Below are 21947 nucleotides of genomic sequence, written 5' to 3' on the forward strand. Positions count from 1 at the left end.
GCCAAGAAGAAGCCGCGACTTCTTCTTGGTAAAAATACCTAAGTCCGGCGCGGGCAACCCGTCCGACGTCAGGGGGCAGGGGCGGTCCCCAGCTCCAGCGCGACCAGTGTGCACCAGAAGGCGACGCCGTGGGGAATGCAGGCGTCGTTGAAATCATACCCCGTGCCGTGGTGCTGCCCGTTCGCGCGTGCCGGACCCATCCCGAGCCAGACATAGGCACCGGGAACGCGTGTCCCGAATTCGGCAAAGTCGTCGCCGGCGGTCGATGGCGGGAAGGACGTGCGCAGCCCGTCCGCGCCAAGCGCCTGTCGCGCTGCGTCCTGGGCAATGCGTGTTGGCCCTGGGGCGTTCACCACGGGCGGTATGCCGCGCGCGAAGGCATAGTCCGCCTCGATTCCGAAACCCGACGCGACCCCGCGGGCGTGGCGGCCGATCGCGACCTCGATCTGGTCGCGCACATCGGCTGCATAGGCCCGCGCCGTTCCGCCGATCCGAACCTCGGACGGGATCACGTTCAGCGCCTCGAAATCACCCGCCGACAGCGCGCAGGCCGATACGACGGCGGGCTGCAGGGGATCGACCTCGCGCGCCACGACCGTATGGATCTGGGTCAGGAAAACTCCGGCTGCGGTCACCGCGTCGCGGCCCTGATGCGGCTTGGCACCGTGGCTTCCGACCCCCCGGAACGTCACCCGCCATCGATCGGAACTGGCCAGTTGCGCCCCCTCGACCGCGGCGATCACCCCCAGCTCGAGCCCCGGCATGTTGTGCAGCCCATAGGCGGCATCGACCGGGAAGCGGTCGAAGAACCCGTCCGCGACCATCGCCTTGCCGCCGCCGCGCCCCTCTTCGGCGGGCTGGAAGACAAAATGCACGGTGCCGGAGAAGTCGCGGCCCGCCAGCGCCTCGGCTGCGCCAAGCAGGATCGCCGTATGGCCGTCGTGGCCGCAGGCATGCATCCGCCCCGGCGCGCGCGAGGCATGAGGTAGGCCCGTCGCCTCGGTCATTGCAAGGGCATCCATGTCGGCGCGCAGCAGGATCGCGCGGTTGCCGGTTCCCTTTCGCAGGGTGCCGACGACGCCGGTGCCGCCGATCCCTCGCGTCACCTCGATCCCGGCCGCCTCCAGCCTGTCCGCGACGATCTGTGCCGTGCGGTGTTCCTCGAAGCCGAGTTCCGGGTGGGCGTGCAGATCGCGGCGCAGCGCGATCAGATCGTCCAGCGTTTCGGGGTCCATCGCAAAGTCAGATGCCATCGTTTCTTGTCCCTTCGTGGTCCCGCAAGGCCGGGGTTGAGGCTAGGTGGTCTGTGTTCCGCTGCAGGGAGCGACCGGACGACAACGGACGACGTTCGGTCAGTGCACCGGCGCCGCCGCAGCGCCGTGCCTGGGCTTTTTCAATATCAGCACAAAGGGCAGCATCGCAAAGGCGGCAAAGCCCGACAGCCGGAACGCATCCTGAAAGGCCAGCATCGAGGCCTGGGCCAGCACGGTCTTCGCGACATAGGCCGCCGCCAGCGGGGTATTGGCCTCGAGCCCCAGCGGCGCGAGCCAGTCGGTCAGAGTCTGGTCATAGGGCGTGATGCCCGACATCAGTGTGGCATAGTGAAACCCGGTGCGCTGGCTGACCTGCCAGCCGATGATCGCGATCCCGACCGAAGACCCGATCGAGCGGGTCACGCCATAGATCCCCGAGGCTTCGTCCTGCTTTTCCCGGCTGATGTTCTGGAAGGCGAGTGTCGACATCGGCACGAAGAACAGGCCCATCCCGAGGCCCGAGATCACGCCCGGCCAGGACAGATCCCAGAACCCGGCGTCGAGGTTCAGTCTGGCCAGCAGCGAGTTGCCGAGGCCGGTCAGGATCAGCCCCAGAAACACCAGCGCCCTTGGGTCGACCTTGCGCATCAGTACCGCGCCCGTCACCACCATCGAGACACCGGCCGCGGCACCGCGCGGCATGAACAGATAGCCTGCGTCGAGCACGGGATAGTCGAGCAGACCCTGCACGAACAACGGCAGGATCGCGATGGCACCGAACATCGACACGCTGAAGCCCATGATCGCGATATTGGCCGCGGCAAAGCTGCGATCGCGCAGGATGGCAAAGTCGATGATGTTGTGCTTCTCGCCCAGGCCCCGGATCACGAAGCCGGCGCCCACGATCAGCGCCAGCAGGGCGGTCACCTGGATCAGGTGCGAGGTGAACCACTCGCGGCTCTCGCCCAGATCGAGCGTGATCTGAAGCGCCCCGATTGCCGTCACCATCAACCCGAGCCCGATCCAGTCGACCCGGACGGAGCGGATCTCCTCACGTTTCAGCTCGCCCGACATCAGCGCCAGTGCGATCACGGCGACCGGCAGGTTGACGTAGAACACCGCGCGCCACGAGAAATGCTCGGTCAGAAGTGCGCCGATGGTGGGGCCGAGCACCGGCGCCACCACGACGCCCAGCCCGAACAGCGCCATCGCCTGGCCGCGTTTGTCGCGCGCGAAGGAATCGAACAGGATCGATTGCGACAGCGGGATCAGGAAGGCGCCAAAAAACCCCTGGCCGAGCCGGCAGGCGACCATTGCCTCGATGCTCTGTGTCAGGCCGCCGAGCATCGAGAAGATGGCAAAACCGATGATCGCAGTGGTGATCAGCCGCCGCCGCCCGAACCGGCGCGACAAGAGCCCGGTCAGCGGCATCACCGCAACCGAGGCGACGATATAGCTGGTGAGGATCCAGACCGTCTGGTCGCTGGTGATGCCAAAGGCCGCCTTCATGTGCGGCAGCGCGACGTTGACGATGGTGCTGTCGAGAACTTCGAGCACCGCCGTCAGAACCACGGCCAGCACCACCGTCCAGCGCACCTGCGGAACGGCGGGGTCCGCGGCCGGAACGTCAGGCGGTGCCAGCTCGGCCAGGCTCATTTCGTCGATCCGTCGAGACCTGTCGTATCCACGGTTGCGGTGACGCTGGCCCCGACGCGCAGTCGCTGCGCCGGATCGCTCGGTGGCTCGGTGACGGTGATCCGCACCGGGAAGCGCTGAGTGACCTTGACCCAGTTCCCGGTCGCGTTCTGCGCCGGCAGCAGGGCGAAGACTGCCCCCGATCCCGCCCCGATGCTGTCGACGGTGCCGGAAAGCTCAAGCCCCGGATACATGTCGATGGCGAGTCGCGCCGGCTGGCCGGGCCTGATGCGCGGCAGGTCGGTCTCGCGGAAATTGGCGTCGACCCACCAGGTGCCGTCCTCGACCAGGGCAAACAGGGATTGACCGGGTTCGACGATATCGCCGGGGCGGAGGCTGAGATTGGCAATCCAGCCCGTCGAGGGCGCGGTGATGGTGGTATGCGACAGCGCAAGCCGGGCCTGATCCAGCGTCGCCTGGGCCGCGCGGACCTCGGAGTTGCCCTCGCCAACGGCGCCGAGCTGTTTGCGGGCGGCCGAAAGGTCGGCGGCCGCCTGATCGCGGCGTGCCGCATTGGCGTCGCGGGTCGCGGTGGCGGCATCGAGCGCGGCCTTCGAGGTATCGCCCCGCTTGAACAGCGATGCGATCCGTTCGCGCGAGGCGTCCGAGTCGACGACAGCCGCCTCGGCCGCGGCGAGCGCCGCTTTTGCGGCGCTGACATTGGCCACGGCGGCGTCGGCGGTCTGCAACGCGCTGTCAAGCTGGGCCTTCGCTTCGTCGACCGCGGCCTGCAGCCGGCGATCGTCGAGCACGACCAGAACGTCGCCTGCCGCGACATGGGCATTCTCGACCACGTTCACCTTGATCACCTCGCCCTCGACCTGGGGCGAGATCGTCAGGACATGGGTGCCGACATAGGCGTCGTCGGTCGAGGGATGGATCCGCTTGAGCTCCCAGTACCAGGCCAGCCCGCCCGCCGCGGCCGCAAGGCATACCACCAATAGGATCGTCTTCAGGATTTTCACACAAGGCTCCGGCGAAACAGCACCGGTCAGTGGGGCCGGCGGGGCTGGGCGAGAACCAATTCATCGCCACAGGAAAATATCGCTCCGGATTAATGCCCTTCCCGCGGCAACGGCAAGTCCGACGCACGGAAAAGTGCCCGCTGCATGGCGGATTTGCACCCCGTTCAGGGGCGCAATCCCGAATTTCCGTTGCGTCAGAGCCGCGAGAGAACGCTCGACGGACGCGATTTGGCAAGGGCCGCGGTAACAAGACCGGCCAGAACCGCCTTGGCGATGTCGCCCGGTATGAAGGCCGTGACCAGAAGCGCCGATTGCGGGATCGTCTTGCCAAGGATGACCGCCATGCCGACGGCCCCGAAGGCGTAAAGCACCACGACCCCGCCGATGATCGAGGCTACGCCGGCGACCAGGGCCAGCGGTGCGCTGCGCCAACGCTCGACAATCAGGCCGGTGACAAAGGCCGCGACCGGCCAGCCGACAAGGAAGCCAACGGTTGGCCCGGCAAAGACGCCAAGTCCGCCGCGCCCGCCCGCCAGCAGAGGCAGTCCGAGTGCGACCAGCGCCAGAAGCAACAGCACGGCCAGCGCCCCGCGCCGCGCACCAAGGACCGTGCCACACAGCATGATGCCGAGGGTTTGGGCCGTGATCGGCACGCCGAAGCCGAGTGTCAGCTTCGGGACCAGCCCGAGCGCCGCGACCAGCGCGGCAAACAGGGCGATGAGGGCGATATTGCGTTCCATGAGCGTTCCTTGATGTGTCCCGAGACGTTATTCCAACCCGCCGCGCGCCCGCAGCGCCTCGGCGACGTGTTCGGCATCGTCGATGGCAAGGGCTGCCATCGGCATCACGATCTGCCACCCCGGCCGGCGCGGCGAGCGGGCGCGCCAGGACTGGGTCAGCAGCGCACCCTTGCGGGCAATCGACGGCGTGAACCGGATCACCAGCGCAATGGCAAGCTCAAGCGCCCGGGTCGACAGCCCGAGCCGCCGCAGCGGGGTCAGCAGGAAGGAGACCACGTCGATCATGTCGCCAAGCCGCGTGGTCATCGTCACGAAGTTTGCCAGTGCCACCGCCGCCAGCAGCCTGAGCGCGATCGCCATGCCTGCCTCGATCTGCCCGGTCACGCCATGCCAGACCGCGATCAGCACCAGAAAGGTCCAGAGAATGCGCAGATTGCGGAACCCCTCGGCCAGAAACACCCGCCCGCCGGTCAGAAACAATCCCGCCACCGCCGCGACCGCCAGCGCCAGAACCGCCGGGCTTTCGATTGCGAACAGGCAGACGGTGGCGAGCGACAGCGCGGCAAGCTTCAGCCAGGCCGGCAGCCGGTGCGCCCAGATCTCAACCGGAGAGGTCAGAGAGATCATCTTCTTCCCCCCAAAGCCGCATCTGCCGTTCGAACCGTGTCAGCACCGGGCCAGCCGCCCCGTCCTCGCGCACCCGCCCCGCCTCCAGCCAGATCACCCGGTCGAAATCGCGCAAGGCGGCCGGATCGTGCGAGATCAGGACGATGCTCGCCTCGACCCCGTCGAGATAGCGCATCAGTTGCATGCGTGTCGGGATGTCGAGGCCGGAAAACGGCTCGTCAAGGATGATCAGCGCCGGTTCCATCGCCAGCACGGCCATCAGGCACAGCAGCTGCTTCTGCCCCTGGGACAGCGAATGCACCGGGGCCTTGGCCCAGTGCGCCTTGTCAAAACGTTCCAGCATGGCGTGGCTGCGGGCAGCGGCCTCGGCCTTCGGCAGTCCCATCTGGGTCAGGCCAAAGCCGATTTCCTCCTCGACAATCGGGAAGATGATCTGGTGATCGGGGTTCTGGAACAGGATGCCGACCTTGCGCAGCGCGGCCTTGCGGTCCTTTGCCATGTCCACGCCCGAGATCTCGGCCGTGCCCTCGGTCGGTGCGACAAGCCCCGCCAGCAGCCGCGCCAGCGTTGTCTTGCCCGAACCGTTGCGGCCGACGATGCCGATGCGACGCTCGTCGGCGCGAAGGTCGATGCCGCTCAGCACCTCGTGCTGGCCAAGGCGCAGCGTAACGCCGGCAAGCTTCAGCACCGGCGAAGGCGCGGCGCTGCTGCGCGCGTTCGGGTCGCTGGCCGCGGCTTTTGGGGGCAATGGCGACTGCATGGTCATGGGCGCTACTTCTGCAACGTGGCCCGGCGGATTGGCAATGCGACCGACGTTCCCCTGTCGGTCGTATGACTGGCGCCGGAAATTTGGCCCGGGACGGGCAGGCGTGACAGAAGTCCGCATACCCGATCTTTCCGTCAGGACCAAGCCGGGGAATACAGATGCCAAACCGCCGGTAGCGCCGGATCCCGCCTGCTGGCGGGGGACTGTGGGTTCAGGGGGCAAGCCCCGGCCAGCGCGCGATTGCGGTTTCTATCCCGAACAGGTCGAGCGCCCGCCCGACCGAGTGACTGACCAGATCGTCGATGGAGGTCGGGTTGTTATAGAAGGCCGGCATCGGGGGCGCGATGATCGCCCCCATTTCGGCGGCCGCGGTCATGGTGCGCAGGTGCCCGACATGCAGCGGGCTTTCGCGGACCATCAGGACCAGACGCCGGGATTCCTTCAACGTGACATCGGCGGCGCGGGTCAAGAGGGTCGAGGTCATGCCATGGGTGATTTCCGACAACGTGCGGATCGAGCACGGGACGACGATCATGCCGCGAGTCCGGAACGAGCCGCAGGCAATCGTCGCGCCGACATTGCCGATCGGGTGCAGCACGTCGCAGCGCGGTTCCAGATCGCGCAGGCCGTACCCGCATTCCGTCCGAAGCGTCAGTTCGCCCGCCCGGCTGACGACCAGATGGGTCTCGACCCCGGCACGGCGCAGCATCTCAAGGCAGCGCAATCCATAGATCGCCCCCGAGGCGCCAGAGATGCCGACGATGATCCTGTTTCCGTTCATGTCCCGGCCCCTCGGTCTGATCCAGCGGTTGAGGCAAAGGTAGATCACAGGCGAGCGCGCCGCGGAACGTAAAAGCCCCGGCCGGCCGATTTGCGGGGTTCTCGGGGGCCCGGGCGATTGAGCGGATCGCGAGCGGCTTGCTTGTCGGTTCAGCAGGAAAAGAATGCACAGGGAGGGCGGTTTCCGGGACGGGACTCTGCGTTGGAGCAGTGGGGTTTTGGCATTTAGACCGCCAATTCGGGCGGTCAATGAGTGGGCAAGGCACGGGGTAGCGCCCCATGGCGAAGCCCGAGATCCGCAGCCGGGAGACACTCAAACATTTGAAATGACGTACCCTTCAGGCCGGCACTTCAATGCACCTGACACCCCCGCATGGTCCTCGGACGGGGGGCGATTGACCCGCAGAGATCCATTCGCGCGACCCGGTCCCGGCTGCCGAAACGCCGGCGCCAGATCGAGAAGAAGACTTCTGTGTGGCGCAAGCGCATGGCGTCTCGCGGTTGGGTCAGGACTCCACAATCCGGTCGAGCTGGGCAAAGAACAACCCGGCAATCAGGATGAAGCCGCCAAGGATCGCGGTTTGCCACGAACTGGGGATGCCGACGAGGATCAGCACGCTGCTGACCAGCGTGATCAGAATGACACCGAGCATGGTGCCAAGCACGGTGCCCGAGCCGCCGGTGATCCGCGCGCCGCCGAGGACGACGGCCGCGATCACGGCCAGCTCCGTTCCCGCCAGATCGAAGGGGTTCGCCAGCCGGTTGGCAGTAACGTGCAGCACCCCCGCCAGCCCCGCCAGCAGACCCGCATAGGCGAAGACGAAGACCCGCACCCGCTCAACCCGATAGCCGAGCCGGGCGGCCACATCCGGCTTGCCGCCGACGGCATAGATGGCGCGCCCAATCAGCGTGCGGTTCAGCATCCACCAGGTGACCAGCGCCGCTGCAACCAGCACAAGGAAATAGGCCGGAAGCTCGACCGCAAGGCCCTGATCCGAGATGACCTTGACCAGCGTCAGCCGCCCGAATGCATCCATCGAGGCCGGGATATTCATGAACAGCGCGGTGCCGATGAAGGTCAGCAGGAAGCCGCGGAAGGCATATTGCGTGCCGATCGTCACGATCAGCGCCGGCGCCCGCAGCACATTGACGAGCAGCCCGTTGACCGAGCCGAGCAGCGCGCCCGCAACGGCGGCGATGACAAGGATCGGCGCCATGCCAAGCCAGGGCGCGGCGTTCACGACAAACAGCGTCAGCGTGTACATCACGAAAGCCGCGATGGCGGTGAACGACACGTCCAGCCCGCCCGAGGCCAGCACGACCAGCACCCCGAGCGCGAACAAGCCGCGCACGACCGAGGCGCGCAGGATGTCGAACAGATTGGCAAGCTGCCAGAAATCCGGGTTGATGGTGCCGATCACGACACAGGTCAGCACGATAAGCGCGAAGGGGAAGATGGCCGGGTGCCGTGCCGACCAGACCCAGAGGTTGCGCAGGCCGCCGCGCGGGGCGACGGCGTCCGAGGGCGGGTTCTGTACCGACGTCATGGTCATCCTTCAGAGTCCGTTTGGGTCGCGGTGGTGCCATCGTCGATGCCATGGCCGGCCATCGCTGTGTAAAGCGTGTCTTCGGTAAGCCCTTCGGCGTCAAAGATCCGGTGAATCCGGCCATCGCGCAACACCGCGATCCGGTCGCAGTTCTGCAAAAGTTCGGGCAGGTCGTCCGAAACGATCAGAACCCCCATGCCGGCGTCGGCCTGGGCCTGGATGATGCGGAAGATCGTGTCCTTCGATCCGACGTCGACGCCCACGGTCGGGCCGTGCAGGACCAGCAGCTTCGGTTCGGTGGCAAGCCAGCGGCCGATCAGCACCCGTTGCTGGTTGCCGCCCGACAGCGATTGCACCGGCGCATCGACGTCCGGGGCGACGATGTGCAGATCCTCCAGCGTCGTCTGGGCGGCCTTGCGGGCAAGGTTGTGGTTGATCAGCCCGAGCCGCGAGCGCAGCCGGTCGAGGATCGCCATGGTGATGTTTTCCGAGATCGGCTTTTCCAGGAACAGCCCCTCGGTCAGCCGGTCTTCCGGCACATAGGCGATGCCGGCCGCAATGGCGGCGAAGGGTGCCGAAAGGTCCAGCGCGCGACCCTCGAGCGTGACGCTGCCGCGGTCGGCGGGCGCCAGCCCTGCAAGGGTCAGCGCCAATTCGTTGCGCCCAGAATCGGCAAGGCCCGTGATCCCGAGAATCTCGCCCTTGCCGACGCTCAGATCGACGCCGTCATAGGCGCCGCTCCGGCCAAGGCCCTTCGCCTCCAGCAGCGGCGCGGGCGATGTCATCGGCACGGTGCGATAACGGCCCTGCTTCAGCTCGCGACCGGTCATCCAGAAGCCGATCTCGGCGTTGCTGGCGTTGGTGACATCGCATTCCTGCACCAGTTCGCCGTCGCGCATCACAAGCCCGGTGCCGCCGATCTCGCGGGCCTCGTCAAGCTTGTGGGTGACAAACAGAACTGCCGCGCCCTGAGTCTGCAACCGGCGGACCACGGCGATCAGGTTGGCGACCTCGCGTTTGGTCAGCGAGGTCGTGGGTTCGTCCATGATGACAAGCCCCGCCTCGCTTGCCACCGCACGGGCAATGGCGACAAGCTGGCGGATCGCAATCGGCAAGGTCTCGACCTGCCGGTTCAGAAACGCACGGTCGGTCGGCAGGCCCACGACTTCGAGCGCGCGCTTCGCGGTTTCGGCGACCCGGCTCAGATCGAGCCGGCGGAACAGCCGCCCGTTGCCCTCGACCAGTTGTTCGGACAGCCCGACGTTTTCGGCCACCGACAGGTTCGGCAACAATGACAGGTCCTGATAAACGGTCTCGATCCCGGCATCGAGCGCGGCAATCGGGTCGAGCCCGGTCCGGTCGCGGCCGTTGATCAGCAACTGCCCCGAGGACTCTGGCTGCGCGCCCGAGATGATCTTGATCAGGGTCGATTTCCCGCAGCCGTTTTCACCCAGAAGGTGATAGAACTTGGCGCGTTCGATCCGCAGGCTGACGCCCTTGAGCGCGTGCACCCCGCCAAAGTGTTTGTGCAGATCGCGCGTCTCGAGGAAGGGTCCCTCGGCCGGGATCGTCTGTTGGGTGTCAAGCATGGCGAGGTCTCCCGCAGAATGTCGGTTGGGAGCGGGCAGGGGTGGGTGCCCGCTCCCTCCATGCGTCCTAGAACGGATACTCGTTCCAGTTCGACGCATTCACGTCGACCCAGGCCTGACCGCGCACGATCTTGCCTTCTCCGGGTCCGTCGGTGACGACCACGTTTTCATATCCGGGGACACCCAGATCCATGCCGGTCTCGATCGGCTCGCCGTTCATCACCTTGTTTGCAAGGACGTTCATGACAAAGCCCGCGTCCTTCGGATCCCAGAACGAGATGCCGTCGACCGCGCCGCTTTCGAGATAGGCCGAGGTGTCGCGCGGCAGGCCAAGCCCATAGACGCAGGTCTTGTCCTCGAGCCCCGCTTCCTCGACCGCGCGGCCGATGCCGATCACGTCGATCGCCGAGCCGCCCTGGAAGCCGCGGATATCGGGGTGCGAGCGCAGGATCTCCTTGGCGGTTTCATAGGCGCGGTTGGCGTCGTTGAAGCTTTCGTTCTTGGGCGACACCAGTTCCATGTTCGGGAACTGTTCCATATAGGCCGCGCCGCCGTCCGCCCATTGCACGTGGGTCAGGCTGCCGAGCGATCCGACGAACGAGGTCCACTTGCCGCTTTGGCCCATGCAATCCGCGATCTGGGCGGCAAAGTGGGCGCCGAATTCCGCGTTGTCGAAGGCTTCCATGTCAAGTTGGGTGTTCTGCAGGCTGTCGGCCTCGTGGGTGACGACGGTGATGCCGCGCCCCATCGCCCGGCGCAGCACGCCTTCCAGCGTCGAGGGGTCCATGGGCACGATGGCCAGCGCATCGACGCCCTGCGCAATCAGGTCCTGCACGATGGCGGCCTGCTGGGCGGCGTCGGCGCGTGCGGGGCCGACCTGACGGGTCGATACGCCATCGGTCTGCTCGCCGAAGGCCTTCACGCCCTCGTCCATTCGGGTGAACCAGTTCTCGCCGGTCACTTTCACCACGGTGACGATTTCCTTGTCCTCGGCCATGGCCGGGCATGCGCCCACGAACGCGACGCTCGCGGCCAGCGCGCCAAGAAGTGTCATGCGTTGTTTCATCATAGTGCGGTCTCCTCCGGAATTACTTGCTGCCCCGTAGCGTTCGACCCGGTACCGTGCGTCGGGGCGCACACGCGGGAATGGATGTCTAGCTGCGGGCGCGGTCGGTCCTGCGCAGCACGGGCGGCAGATAGGTGCCCCAGTGCACGCGGGCGTTGGCCAGGAACAGCAACAGCAGCAGCCCCCAGGCACAGTCGCGAAAGAAGTTCGAGATCTGCATGAAGTTGAACAGGCTCGACAGGATCTGCAGCGCCGTTGCCGACAGCACCACACAGATCACCCGGCCATAGCCGCCCTCGGGGCGCACGCCTGCCATCACCGTGATCAGGATCGCAACGAGGACATAGGAACTGCCATAGTCCCACTTCACGCTCGATGTGCGGGCGGCGATGATGATCCCCGCGACCGAGGCCAGCAGGCTTGCCAGCAGATAGGTGCGGAACAGGATCGATTTCACCCGGATGCCGGCAAAACGCGCGGCGGTCGGGTTCGAGCCCATCAGGAACAGGTGGATCCCGAAGCGCGTGAACTTCAGCAGCGCGGCAAGCGCCAGCGCGATCAGGATGAACAGCGCGAAGGTGCGCGGGACACCCCAGATCGGCATGTTGCCGAAATCGTCGATCAACGGCACATAGCCAAGCTGCTGCGCCGATCCGCCGGTCAGACCGACCGCAACGCCGGTGAACAGCAGCTGCGTGCCAAGTGTCGCGATGATCGGCGTCATCCCGGCATAGCCGATCAGCGCCCCGTTCAGCGCCCCGCCAAGCATGCCGACACTCAGCGCAATGGCCGAGAATGTCAGGAAATACCCCAGCGGGGCCGCATCGGGGGATACCAGCGACGGGGCCAGCAGGATGGCCGCGACGCCCGACAGGTTCGCCAGCGCGATCCCCGACAGGTCGATGCCGCCGTTGCCCGAGATCATCGCCAGCATCACGCCGAATGCGAGTAGGCCAAGTTCCGGCACCTGCGTGCCCATGGATTGAAAGTTATAGAGCGCCATGAAGCGATCACCCACCAGGATCATCGCGGCAATCACGACAAGAGCATTGATTCCAATAAGAAATACAAGCTGTCCGTCGGTTTTCCCCGAACGCATGTCGATCCTCCCCTAGCGCAGCAGCGGGTGCCGCGCAGCCCTGTTGTTCATTCCACGGGCACAACAAACAGACCAAGCAAACATTTGTCAATCACCAACATCGTTTTGTAAAGATAGTCGCGCGATTTTGGTTGACAGGCCCGGGCATTCTCCGAAATGAACGGGGCGAGCGACCGGTTTGGCGCAAAGTTTGACGCCGAACCCGATGAAAGCCGGGAGGATCCAGATGCAGAGATTGTTCAACAACCCTGACGACATCGTCGACGAGACCGTCGCAGGTTTCGTGCGGGCGCACCGCGATCTTGTTCGCCTGTCGGATGCCAATCCGCGGGTGGTGCTGTCGCATGCGTGCGGCACCGGGGACCGCGTGGGCATCGTCACCGGCGGCGGGTCGGGCCACGAGCCGGCCTTTGTCGGCTATGTCGGCGAAACCCTTGTCGATGCGGTCGCCGTGGGCGAGCTGTTCTCCTCGCCGACGGCCAAGGCGTTTCTCGAGGCCATTCGCGCCGCCGACACCGGCAAGGGGGTTGCGGTCCTTTACGGCAATTATGCCGGGGACAACATGAACGTGAAGATGGCGTCGCGCATGGCCGCCAAGGAGGGGATCGAGGTCAGGACCGTCGTTGCCAACGACGATGTCTGCTCGGCGCCGATGGCGGACCGCGGCCGCCGCCGCGGCGTCGCCGGCGAGATCCTGATGTGGAAGGTCGGTGCCGCCAAGGCCGCAACCGGCGCCGCGCTGGACGAGGTGCAGGCGACCGCGCAGCGGGCAATCGATGCGACGCGCTCGGTCGGGATCGGCCTTGCGCCCTGCACCTTGCCCGCCAACGCCAAGCCGAATTTCGAGATCGCGCCCGGCACGATGGAAATCGGCATCGGCCACCATGGCGAACCGGGCACCGCCGTGACCGACCTCAAGCCCGCCAACGATGTCGCCGACGAGATGCTGAAGATCATCCTCGACGATCACGATCTTGCGTCGGGCGACGAGGCCTGCGTGTTGCTGTCGGGCCTTGGCGCCACGCCGATCTGCGAGCTCTACGTGCTGTACGACCGGATCGAACGCGAACTTGGCGAGCGTGGCATCGGCGTTCACCGCGCCTTTGTCGGCAATTACTTCACCTCGCTCGAAATGATGGGGGCGACCCTGACCGTGATGAAGCTCGACGACGAATTGAAAGAACTGATCGACATGCCGGCGGCGTCTTCGGGCCTGACCGTGCGTAGCGCCGGGTAAAGGGGACAATAGACGATGACGAGTTTTCCCAACACGGGGTCCGGCGCCATGGTGCGCAAGGTGGCGCAGATCGTGGTCGAGAACCGCGGCTACCTGTCCGAGATCGACGGCAAGATCGGCGATGGCGATCACGGCAACAACATGGCCAAGGGCTTTGGCCGCGCCGCCGAGCGGATTGCCGATGACGATACGCTCGACGCGTCCTTCGCCATTCTGGCCGACGTGCTGATGGGCGAGATCGGCGGCTCCATGGGGCCGCTTTACGGCATGTTCTTCTCGGACATGGGCGATGTCGTAGCGGGCAAGGACCGGATCGACGCCCTGACCTTCGCCGCCATGCTCGACGCCGGCTGCGAGGGCGTCATGGCGATCGGCTCGGCAAAGGCGGGCGACAAGTGTCTGCTCGATGCGCTGGTCCCCGCGGTCGCAGCCGCCAAGGCGAATGCATCCCTTGGCTTTCCCGCCGTGCTCGATGCGGTGCGCAAGGCCGCCGCAGAAGGGCGCGATGCAACCAAAGACATGGTGGCAAAGATCGGTCGCGCCAGCCGTCTGGGCGAGCGGTCCCGCGGCGTTCTCGATGCCGGGGCGACCTCGTGCTGTCTGATCCTGACCGCGCTTGCCGACGGGATCGAGCCGCGGCTCGGCTGACAGGGGGTCACGTTGCATCGGGCTTCGGTTATGGTCAATGTGCGGCTGGAACCGGAGGCGGAGAGGCGTACCATGACAACGGCAGTCACGCTCGACTACATCCTGCTCGGGCGCTTTCTGGCGACAGCGGCCGAGCGGCTTGAGGAAATGCGCGCGGAGCTGTCGGCGCTCGACGGCGAAGTGGGCGATGGCGACCATGGTGCCTCGATGGCCGACGGGTTTCGCGCCGCCAGCCTCGGGTTTGCAAAGGCCGGCGGCGAGGATGTTCCCGCCGCGCTGCGCGCCGCTGGCGAGAGCTTTCTGCAATCGGTCGGTGCCACGGTGGGCCCGCTTTATGCCACGGCCTTTGTCGAGGCGGCAAAACGGGTCGAGGACGGGCGCATCGGGCTGGCCGATCTGCTCTCGGCCTTCAACGACGGCATTGTCCGCCGCGGCAACGCAGCGCCCGGCGACTGCACGATGATCGACGTCTGGGACCCGGCTGCGCGCGCGGCGCGTGATGCGGGTGCCGGATCGATCGGTGCGGCTCTTGACGCCGGTCGGGCAGGGCTCGAGGCGACACGGACCATGATTGCCTCGCGCGGCCGGGCGGCGCGGCTTGGCAGCCGGACACTTGGGCAACTCGACCCCGGCGCAAGTTCTGCGGTCGTCATCCTGTCGGCCCTGGCCGAGGTGCTGGGCGAGCCCGAGGCGCGCGGATGACCGACGCCAGACCGAAACGCGCCCGCGTGGCCAAGGACGGGACCGCCGCCGAGGACGGACGTGCGCCGCTGCGTTTCGGGGATGACCCGCTTCTGTGGGCCGCGTGGCTCTATTACGAAGAGGGTTTGACCCAAAGCGAGATTGCCGCCGCAATGGGGATCTCGCGGCCCACCGTCGTTGCCTATCTGTCCGAGGCGCGCGACTGCGGCATCGTCAATATCTCGATTGCAGGCGACCGGCTGCGCGCGCTGTCGTTGGCGCGGCAGGTCGCCGAACACTTCGGGTTGCGGGATTGCCTTGTCATTCCCTCGGACGGCGGGCCGCGGTCGCTGATCGAACGGCTGGGCGATGCCGGCGCAAAGGCGCTGAGCTGGCACCTGAGATCCGGCGATTCGGTCGGCATCGGCTGGGGGCGCACGACCCTGGCGGTTGCCGTTGCCGTGCCCGACCTCGGGCTAAAGGATCTGCGCGTGGTGCAGGCGACAGGCGGCACGACAGCCGCCATTCCCTATACCCCCGAGGCCTGTGCGACACGTCTGTCCGAGGCGTTGTCGGCGCGGATGATCCCGATGTCGGCGCCCGCAATCGTGTCGTCTGGCGAGATGCGCGACCTCTTGCTGCAAGAGCCGGTGCTGCAGGAGCAGATGAGCGAACTTGATCGCATCGACACGATCGTCTTTGGCGTCTCGTCGCTGCGGCCCAATTCCACCATCCACACCAGCGGCTTCTTCGCCAAGGCGCTCGACCAGCGCGACCATTACCGCGACGCGGTGGGATCGCTTGCCGGGCGGTTTATCGACGTGACCGGCAAGCCGGTGATCGGCTCGCTGGAAAACCGCACCATCGGTATCGAGCTTGCCAGGCTGAAGACGGTGCGCACGCGGATCGGCGTGTCGGGCGGGTTCGACAAGGTACCCGCGATCCTGGCCGCGCTGCGCGGCGGCTATATCAATGTGCTGGTGACAGACGCCGCCACGGCCGAGGGCATCCTGCGCGCGGATGGCGTCGAAGTGCGGCGGCAGAGCCTGACGCGGCGCCCGCCAAGCCAGCCCGACCGCGGCAAGGTCGCTGCGGCACCGGGCGAGGTGCCGCAGCCCGATGTCAAGAAACTGCTGAACGACCCGCGGGATGCGGTGAACGAGTCGCTCGAAGGCGCGCTCCTGGCGTTCCCCGACCACATTCGTACCATCGACGGATCGGTCCGGGCGATCTGCCGAAGCCGTCCCGCGGCGCCCGGCAAGGTCGGGCTGGTAATCGGTGGCGGCGCCGGGCACGAGCCGTTGTTTCTGGGGTATGTGGGCGAAGGGCTTGCCGACGCGGTGGCGGTCGGCAACGTGTTCTCGGCCCCGCCGCCCGACCGGATCGTGCGCTGCACGCGTCAGGTATCGACGGGTGCGGGCGTTCTGCATGTCTTTGGCAACTACACCGGCGATCTGATGAACTTCGAAATGGCAGCCGAGATGGCCGCGGCCGAAGGCATCGATGTGCGCGCGGTGGTGACGACCGACGATGTGGCCTCGTCCCCCGCCAGCGACCGGGCGGCGCGGCGCGGCACCGCCGGCAACATATTCGTCTTCAAGATCGCAGGGGCGGCCTGCGAGATGATGCTGTCGCTTGATGAATGCGAACGCATCGCGCGCAAGGCCAATGCCTGTACCTATACCATGGGCGTGGGGCTTGCGCCCTGTTCGCTGCCCGAAACCCGGCGGCCGAGCTTTCGGCTGGGGCCGGACGAGATCGAGATCGGGATCGGCATCCATGGCGAGCCGGGGGTCGTGCGCTCGGTCGCGATGTCCGCAGACGACGTGGCCGACCGCATCATGGACGCGCTGATCGAGGATGCGGGGCTCGACCCGGGGGCCAGGGTCGGGATCCTGATCAACTCGCTTGGCGCGACCCCCATGATGGAGCTCGGCATTCTCAACCGCCGGATCCGGCAGCGTCTTGAGGCGCGCGACATTACCACGGTGAGAAGCTGGATGGGCCACTATTGCACCTCTCTCGACATGACAGGTGCATCGATCTCGCTGGTGGTGCTGGATGAGGAACTCGAGACGCTGCTGCTGCGGCCCTGCGACGGGTTCGGTTTCCGGCAGGGCTGAGGCGAAGCGCCCGGGTGGCCGCGCCCCGGATAAAGGCGCGACCGGTCCGGCATCGGTCCGTCAGCTCTTGTGGTGGCTTTCCTGCAGACCGTAAACCGGGGTCGGAAGGCCTTCGGCCCGGGCCTTCAGTTGCAGCGCCAGATAGCGCGAGTAGTGGCGCGACTGGTGCAGGTTGCCGCCGTGGAACCACAGCGCCTCCTGCTGGGTCGGCTTCCACATGTTGCGCTGCTCGCCCTCCCAGGGACCCGGATCCTTGGCGGTGTCGGACCCGAGGCCCCAGCACTTGCCGACCTTGTCCGCAACCTCCTGGCTGATCAGGTCCGCCGCCCAGCCGTTCATCGAGCCATAGCCCGTGGCATAGACCACCAGATCGGCGGGCAGTTCGGTGCCGTCGCTCAGCACCACCGAATGCTCGGTCAGGTGATCGACGCCCGCGCCGGACTTCAGCTTGATCTTGCCGTCGATGACAAGCTGGCAGGCGCCCACGTCGATGTAATAGCCCGAGCCGCGGCGCAGGTATTTCATGAACAATCCCGACTCGTCGTCGCCGAAGTCGAGCATGAACCCGGCCTTTTCGAGCGCGGCATAGAAGTCGGCATCGCGCTTCTTGATCTCGTCATATTGCGGCACGTGGAAGTCGGCCATGATCTTGTAGGGGATCGAGGCGAAGATCATGTCGGCCTTGTCGGTGGAAATGCCGTTGGCGACCGCCTGTTCCGAATAGAGCCCGCCAAGGCAGACCTCCATCAGGCTGTCCGACTTGACGATATGGGTCGAGGACCGCTGCACCATCGTCACGTCGGCGCCGTTTTCCCAAAGCGCGGCACAGATGTCGTGGGCCGAGTTGTTCGAGCCGATCACCACCACCTTCTTGCCCTTGTAGGCGTCGGGGCCGGGATGCTGGCTCGAATGCTGCTGTTCGCCCTTGAACACCGACTGACCGGGGAAGCTCGGGATGCTGGGCTTGCCCGACATGCCGGTCGCGAGAACCAGCTGTTTCGGACGCAGCGTGACCTCCTTGCCATCGCGTTCGACCACCACGGTCCATTCGCCCTTGGCCTCGTCATAGCTTGCCGATTTCGCGAGGGTCGAGGACCAGTACGTCAGCTCCATCACCTTCGTGTACATCTCCAGCCAGTCGCCGACCTTGTCCTTGGGCGTGAACACCGGCCAGGTGTCGGGGAAGGGGATATAGGGCAGGTGGTCGTACCAGACCGGATCGTGCAGGCAGAGCGACTTGTAGCGGCTGCGCCACTGGTCGCCGGGGCGGGCATGCTTGTCGATGATGATGGTCGAGACGCCAAGCTGCCGCAGCCGGGCGCCGAGCGCGATGCCGCCCTGGCCGCCGCCGACGATCAGCACATAGGGCTGGTCCTCATAGCCGAGCCTGCGCGCCTCGTCCTCGCGTTTTTCCTTCCAGCTCTTGCGGGTCGGGTCCGATCCGTGTTCGGCGCCCATCGGCCGGCGGAACCTGCGCGGCTCTTCATGGCCTTTCAACTCGTGCAGCGTGGTCAGCAGGGTCCAGATCTTTCCCTCCTTCATCCGGACATAGCCGACACCGCGGCCGTGTTCGGTCTCAAGGGTCAGCCAGCCTTCGGTCACGCCACCGGCCGAGGTCACCACCTCGCTCGGATCGAGCGTCAGGCTTTCTGGCCTGATCCGGGCCAGCTGGGAGGCTGCCATGTCACGGATCTCGCCCTTGCCCTCGCAGGTCTTGAGATTCCAGGTAAAGGCCGCGAGGTCGCGCCAGAAGCCGGTTTCCAGAAACAGGTCCGCGACGGCATCGGGATCCTGCGCCACCAGGGCGCGTTCCAGATCCGCAACCAGCGGTTCGAGGTCGCTTTGCGGGCTATTGTCGAGCATGTGTCTGCCTCCTCTCAGGTCAGGTCGATCAGGATTTTCAGGTGGGTGCCGGCGGGGTCGAGCAGGACGTCGAAGCCTTCGGCCACGGCGTCCTTCAGCCGGATCTTCTTGGTGACCACCTTGCTGGCGGGGATCGCACCCGAGGCGATCAGGTCGATCACCCGCGGCCAGAGGTGGGTCGGATAGGCCCAGGAGCCGCGGATATCGACGTCCTTGAAGGTGACGTCGAACCAGTTCAGCCCGCTCAGGCCGGGATGCAGGCCGACCTGTACGATCACGCCCTGCTTGCGCACGGCATCGAGACAGGATTGCAGCGCCTTCTCGTTGCCGACGCATTCCAGCGTCACATCGCAGCCTGCGTTGCCTTCGGTCGCTTCGCGGATGCGCGCGCCGATGTCGTCGCGGGTCGGGTTGAGCGTGACGACGCCCGGCAGGATTTTTTGCGCCAGCGCCAGCCTTGTGTCGTTCAGGTCCGACACGAACAGCCTTGTCGCGCCAAAGGCCTTCGCGGTCAGCAAGGTCAGCATTCCGATCGGCCCTGCGCCGGCCACCAGCACCGAACTGCCGGCTGCGACCCCGCCACGGTCGCAGGCATAGACCGCGACCGCCGTCGGTTCGACCAGCGCGGCCTCCTCGTCGCTCATCGCATCGGGGATCCTGACCACATTGTAGTCGTTCAGAAGGGCCGCCTCGGCCATGCCGCCCGACAGCCAGCTGAGCCCCGCAAGCGCCAGATCGGGGCTGAGGTGGAACAGCCCGCGGTCGGCGAAATAATCGCCCTTGCGTGGCATGATCAGCGGCTGGACCGAGACCCGGTCGCCCGGGGCGACATGGGTCACGCCCGCGCCCACCGCCTGAACCACACCGCCGAATTCATGGCCCAGAACCTGCGGCCCGGCCGCGCCGGTGAAGGGGTGCGGCTCGACCGGAATGAAGATCGGGCCATAGGCATATTCGTGCAGATCGGTGCCGCAGATCCCGACGAAGGTGTTGCGAATCGCCACCTGCCCCGGGCCCGGCACGGGCACCGCGTAGACATCCTCGATCCTCAGATCCTTCGCCGCGTGAAACCGCAAGGCTTTCATGATTTCCTCCATTCCCCTAGTGGCCAGAACCTCGCGTCCTGTGGGGCGGGGCCAAAGGCAAATTCGCGAGGTCCGCGATTTCAATGACTTGGCGGGGCCTGGGTGTTGCACCTGTTGCGTCGACTGTCGCACCGGCTGTTGCGGGCGGGGCGCCCGCTCTGCGACCAAAGTCGCAGACTGCAAGGATTGGGAGGTTTGGCCGACTTGGTGCTAGAATCGGGCCAGCGCCGGAAACACGCCAAGAACAGCCGGTGCAGGGAGGACACCATGACCAGCCATCTTGCCCATGTGCGCGAGATCGAGGCCGTCTGCGACGGACGCAACCTGCGCCGCGATCCCGTGGTCGTCGAAAGCTGGCAACGCTGCGTCGCCCGCCATCGGCTCGATCCGGCCAAACAGGGCGAGGCCTATATCGTCCCCGAGACCCGCCTGCGCGAGCATCGCCAGCAATCCGAGGACCTGATCCGCATCGCGCGCTCGGGCATCGAACGGCTTTATGCACTGCTCGCGGGGCAGAACTATGTGCTGCTGCTGGCGGATCATCATGGGGTGACGGTCGAATATCTGGGGGACGAGCTGCAAAAGGCCGAACTGCGTCAAAGCGGCCTCTATCTGGGCTCGGAATGGTCCGAGGCGCGGGCGGGGACCTGTGCGCTTGGCGCCTGCATTGAATCGGGCGAGGCGCTGGTGATCCATCAGGACGATCATTTCGACGCCGCCCATACCGGGTTGTCCTGCACCGCCGCGCCGATCCGCGACAGCCGGGGGCGGCTGCGGGCGGTGCTCGATGTGTCGCTTCTGACCTCGCCAAAGCCCAAGACCAGCCAGCATCTGGCACTGAACCTCGTGCGGTCGGCGGCGCGCCGGATCGAGCTGGCCAATCTCATGGCGCAATCGCGCAACGACTGGGTGCTGCGGCTGGCCTCGTCGCCCGAGTTCCTCGATGTCGATCCCGAGGCGGCGCTGGCCTTCGATGCGGCGGGGCGGATCACCGGGCTGACCGATGCGGCGGCGCGTATCCTGTGCGCGGCCGACGGTCTGGCCGCCGGGCAGGCCGAGGCGCTGATCGACCGGCCGGTGACGGATTTCTTCGAACTTGCGCTTGGTGATCTCGATCAGTTGACCCGCGCCCGGCCACCGCAGGACCGGCTGATCCGTGCCCGCGACGGCCAGGCGATGTTCGCCCACGCGATAGAGCCTCAGCCGCAGCGCCCGGCCCGTTCCTTGCGCAGCACCGGCATGCCGACCCCGCTTGGCCGGCTTGCCGGGCACGATCCGGTCATGTCCGACCTGCTGGAGCGTGCGGCGCGGCTGGCGCCTTCTGGCTGCCCGATCCTTCTGGCGGGCGAGACCGGCACCGGGAAGGAAACGCTGGCGCGGGCGATCCACGAGGTCAGCGGCCGCCGAGGGCGGCTGGTGATCCTCGACTGCGCCGATCTTCCCGACGAGCGGATCGAGGAAACCCTGTTCGGCCGTGTCGGTCGGACAGGGCGCAGCACCGGGATGCTGGCGGCGGCCGACGGCGGCACCTTGCTGCTGGACGAGGTGGCGGAACTGCCGCTGCGCGTGCAGTCGCGGCTGCTGCGGTTGCTGGCCGAGGGCAGCTTCGTGCCACTTGGCGGGGCCGTGCCCGTGGTGATCGACATCCGGGTCATCGCAACGACCCAGCATGCGCTGTCCGAACGGGTCGCCGCGGGGGCGTTCCGCAAGGATCTGTTCTATCGGCTCGGGGCCGCTGTGCTGAGCTTGCCGGCGCTGCGGGAGCGTCGCGACCTTGGCTGGCTGCTGCAACAGATCCTCGCGCGCCATCCCGGCGCCGAGGTGACCGACGAGGCGCGGCAACTGCTCTGTGCCCACGACTGGCCGGGAAATATCCGCGAGCTTGGACACGTTCTGGCCGCCGCCGCGGCCCTTGCCGGGAACCGGCCGATAGCGCCACGTCACCTGCCGGGGAATCTCGACGGCCAGGCACGGCTCCTCGGGGCGGTTGACACCCCGACCGTGGCGCAACCGATCGAGGCGGTGCTGGCGGCCTGCAACGGCAATGTCTCGGCTGCGGCGCGGGCGCTTGGCGTCAACCGCTCGACAATCTATCGCCGGATGCGGCCGCAACGCCCGGACTGAGGCGGGCAGCGACCGGGCGGACGCGACGCCGGAGGCACGCGGCCTGAACGCCCTTTGTG

General features: G+C 66.5%; 18 protein-coding genes. 5 read left to right on the forward strand and 13 right to left on the reverse strand.

The window, feature by feature from the left end; translation table 11 throughout:
* Positions 1 to 68: 68 nt before the first annotated feature.
* The 11 genes from DQG17_RS16915 to DQG17_RS16965 all read right to left on the reverse strand — a co-directional run bounded on the left by DQG17_RS16915 (position 69) and on the right by DQG17_RS16965 (position 12127).
* Positions 69 to 1253 carry an amidohydrolase gene (locus DQG17_RS16915; protein ID WP_116134058.1) on the reverse strand — a complete coding sequence of 395 codons (1185 nt, stop codon included), beginning with the start codon at positions 1251 to 1253 and terminating at the stop codon, positions 69 to 71.
* Between the two features lie 99 nt (positions 1254 to 1352).
* Positions 1353 to 2909 (reverse strand): DHA2 family efflux MFS transporter permease subunit, encoded by a 1557-nt coding sequence (locus DQG17_RS16920; protein ID WP_116134059.1) that lies wholly within the window; start codon positions 2907 to 2909, stop codon positions 1353 to 1355.
* Positions 2906 to 3913 (reverse strand): HlyD family secretion protein, encoded by a 1008-nt coding sequence (locus DQG17_RS16925; RefSeq protein WP_116134060.1) that lies wholly within the window; start codon positions 3911 to 3913, stop codon positions 2906 to 2908. The genes DQG17_RS16920 and DQG17_RS16925 overlap by 4 nt, the downstream gene beginning before the upstream one ends.
* Positions 3914 to 4107: 194 nt before the next feature.
* On the reverse strand, positions 4108 to 4653 hold the full coding sequence (locus DQG17_RS16930) for a biotin transporter BioY (RefSeq protein ID WP_116134061.1): 546 nt from the start codon (positions 4651 to 4653) through the stop codon (positions 4108 to 4110).
* Between the two features lie 27 nt (positions 4654 to 4680).
* A complete protein-coding gene (locus tag DQG17_RS16935; protein ID WP_116134062.1) occupies positions 4681 to 5280 on the reverse strand; it encodes a CbiQ family ECF transporter T component in 600 nt (199 codons plus the stop codon).
* Positions 5255 to 6046, reverse strand: a complete 792-nt coding sequence (locus DQG17_RS16940) for an energy-coupling factor ABC transporter ATP-binding protein (protein WP_232829481.1) — start codon at positions 6044 to 6046, stop codon at positions 5255 to 5257. Before DQG17_RS16940 ends, DQG17_RS16935 begins: the two co-directional genes overlap by 26 nt.
* 211 nt (positions 6047 to 6257) lie before the next feature.
* A complete protein-coding gene (locus tag DQG17_RS16945) occupies positions 6258 to 6827 on the reverse strand; it encodes a UbiX family flavin prenyltransferase (protein WP_116134063.1) in 570 nt (189 codons plus the stop codon).
* Positions 6828 to 7332: 505 nt separating this feature from the next.
* Complete coding sequence (locus tag DQG17_RS16950; protein WP_198666164.1) at positions 7333 to 8379, reverse strand: ABC transporter permease; 1047 nt, start codon at positions 8377 to 8379, stop codon at positions 7333 to 7335.
* Positions 8376 to 9962, reverse strand: a complete 1587-nt coding sequence (locus tag DQG17_RS16955) for a sugar ABC transporter ATP-binding protein (RefSeq protein WP_116134065.1) — start codon at positions 9960 to 9962, stop codon at positions 8376 to 8378. Before DQG17_RS16955 ends, DQG17_RS16950 begins: the two co-directional genes overlap by 4 nt.
* Before the next feature lie 67 nt (positions 9963 to 10029).
* Positions 10030 to 11031, reverse strand: a complete 1002-nt coding sequence (locus tag DQG17_RS16960; protein ID WP_232829482.1) for a substrate-binding domain-containing protein — start codon at positions 11029 to 11031, stop codon at positions 10030 to 10032.
* An 85-nt stretch (positions 11032 to 11116) separates the two neighbouring features.
* Entirely contained in the window at positions 11117 to 12127 is a 1011-nt protein-coding gene (locus tag DQG17_RS16965) for an ABC transporter permease (RefSeq protein WP_116134066.1), read from the reverse strand.
* A gap of 226 nt (positions 12128 to 12353) precedes the next feature.
* Here DQG17_RS16965 and DQG17_RS16970 point away from each other — a divergent pair, with 226 nt between their 5' ends.
* From DQG17_RS16970 to DQG17_RS16985, 4 genes are all read left to right on the forward strand, one after another.
* A complete protein-coding gene (locus tag DQG17_RS16970) occupies positions 12354 to 13364 on the forward strand; it encodes a dihydroxyacetone kinase subunit DhaK (RefSeq protein WP_116134067.1) in 1011 nt (336 codons plus the stop codon).
* Between the two features lie 15 nt (positions 13365 to 13379).
* Positions 13380 to 14012, forward strand: coding sequence for a dihydroxyacetone kinase subunit DhaL (gene dhaL, locus DQG17_RS16975; RefSeq protein ID WP_116134068.1), 633 nt, complete (start codon positions 13380 to 13382; stop codon positions 14010 to 14012).
* Positions 14013 to 14084: 72 nt separating this feature from the next.
* Positions 14085 to 14714 carry a dihydroxyacetone kinase subunit DhaL gene (gene dhaL, locus DQG17_RS16980; protein WP_157973643.1) on the forward strand — a complete coding sequence of 210 codons (630 nt, stop codon included), beginning with the start codon at positions 14085 to 14087 and terminating at the stop codon, positions 14712 to 14714.
* A complete protein-coding gene (locus tag DQG17_RS16985) occupies positions 14711 to 16816 on the forward strand; it encodes a bifunctional sugar-binding transcriptional regulator/dihydroxyacetone kinase subunit DhaK (RefSeq protein WP_116134070.1) in 2106 nt (701 codons plus the stop codon). Before dhaL (DQG17_RS16980) ends, DQG17_RS16985 begins: the two co-directional genes overlap by 4 nt.
* A 60-nt stretch (positions 16817 to 16876) precedes the next feature.
* Here DQG17_RS16985 and DQG17_RS16990 read toward each other — a convergent pair whose 3' ends face one another.
* Complete coding sequence (locus tag DQG17_RS16990; RefSeq protein WP_116134071.1) at positions 16877 to 18679, reverse strand: NAD(P)/FAD-dependent oxidoreductase; 1803 nt, start codon at positions 18677 to 18679, stop codon at positions 16877 to 16879.
* Positions 18680 to 18693: 14 nt separating this feature from the next.
* A complete protein-coding gene (locus DQG17_RS16995) occupies positions 18694 to 19764 on the reverse strand; it encodes a 2,3-butanediol dehydrogenase (protein WP_116134171.1) in 1071 nt (356 codons plus the stop codon).
* Between the two features lie 267 nt (positions 19765 to 20031).
* Between DQG17_RS16995 and DQG17_RS17000 the strand changes: the two genes are divergently transcribed.
* Positions 20032 to 21888, forward strand: coding sequence for a sigma-54-dependent Fis family transcriptional regulator (locus DQG17_RS17000; protein WP_116134072.1), 1857 nt, complete (start codon positions 20032 to 20034; stop codon positions 21886 to 21888).
* Positions 21889 to 21947 lie beyond the last annotated feature (59 nt).

The organism is Tropicimonas sp. IMCC34043 (assembly GCF_003390845.1).
In the GTDB taxonomy this organism is placed as follows: Bacteria; Pseudomonadota; Alphaproteobacteria; order Rhodobacterales; family Rhodobacteraceae; genus Tropicimonas.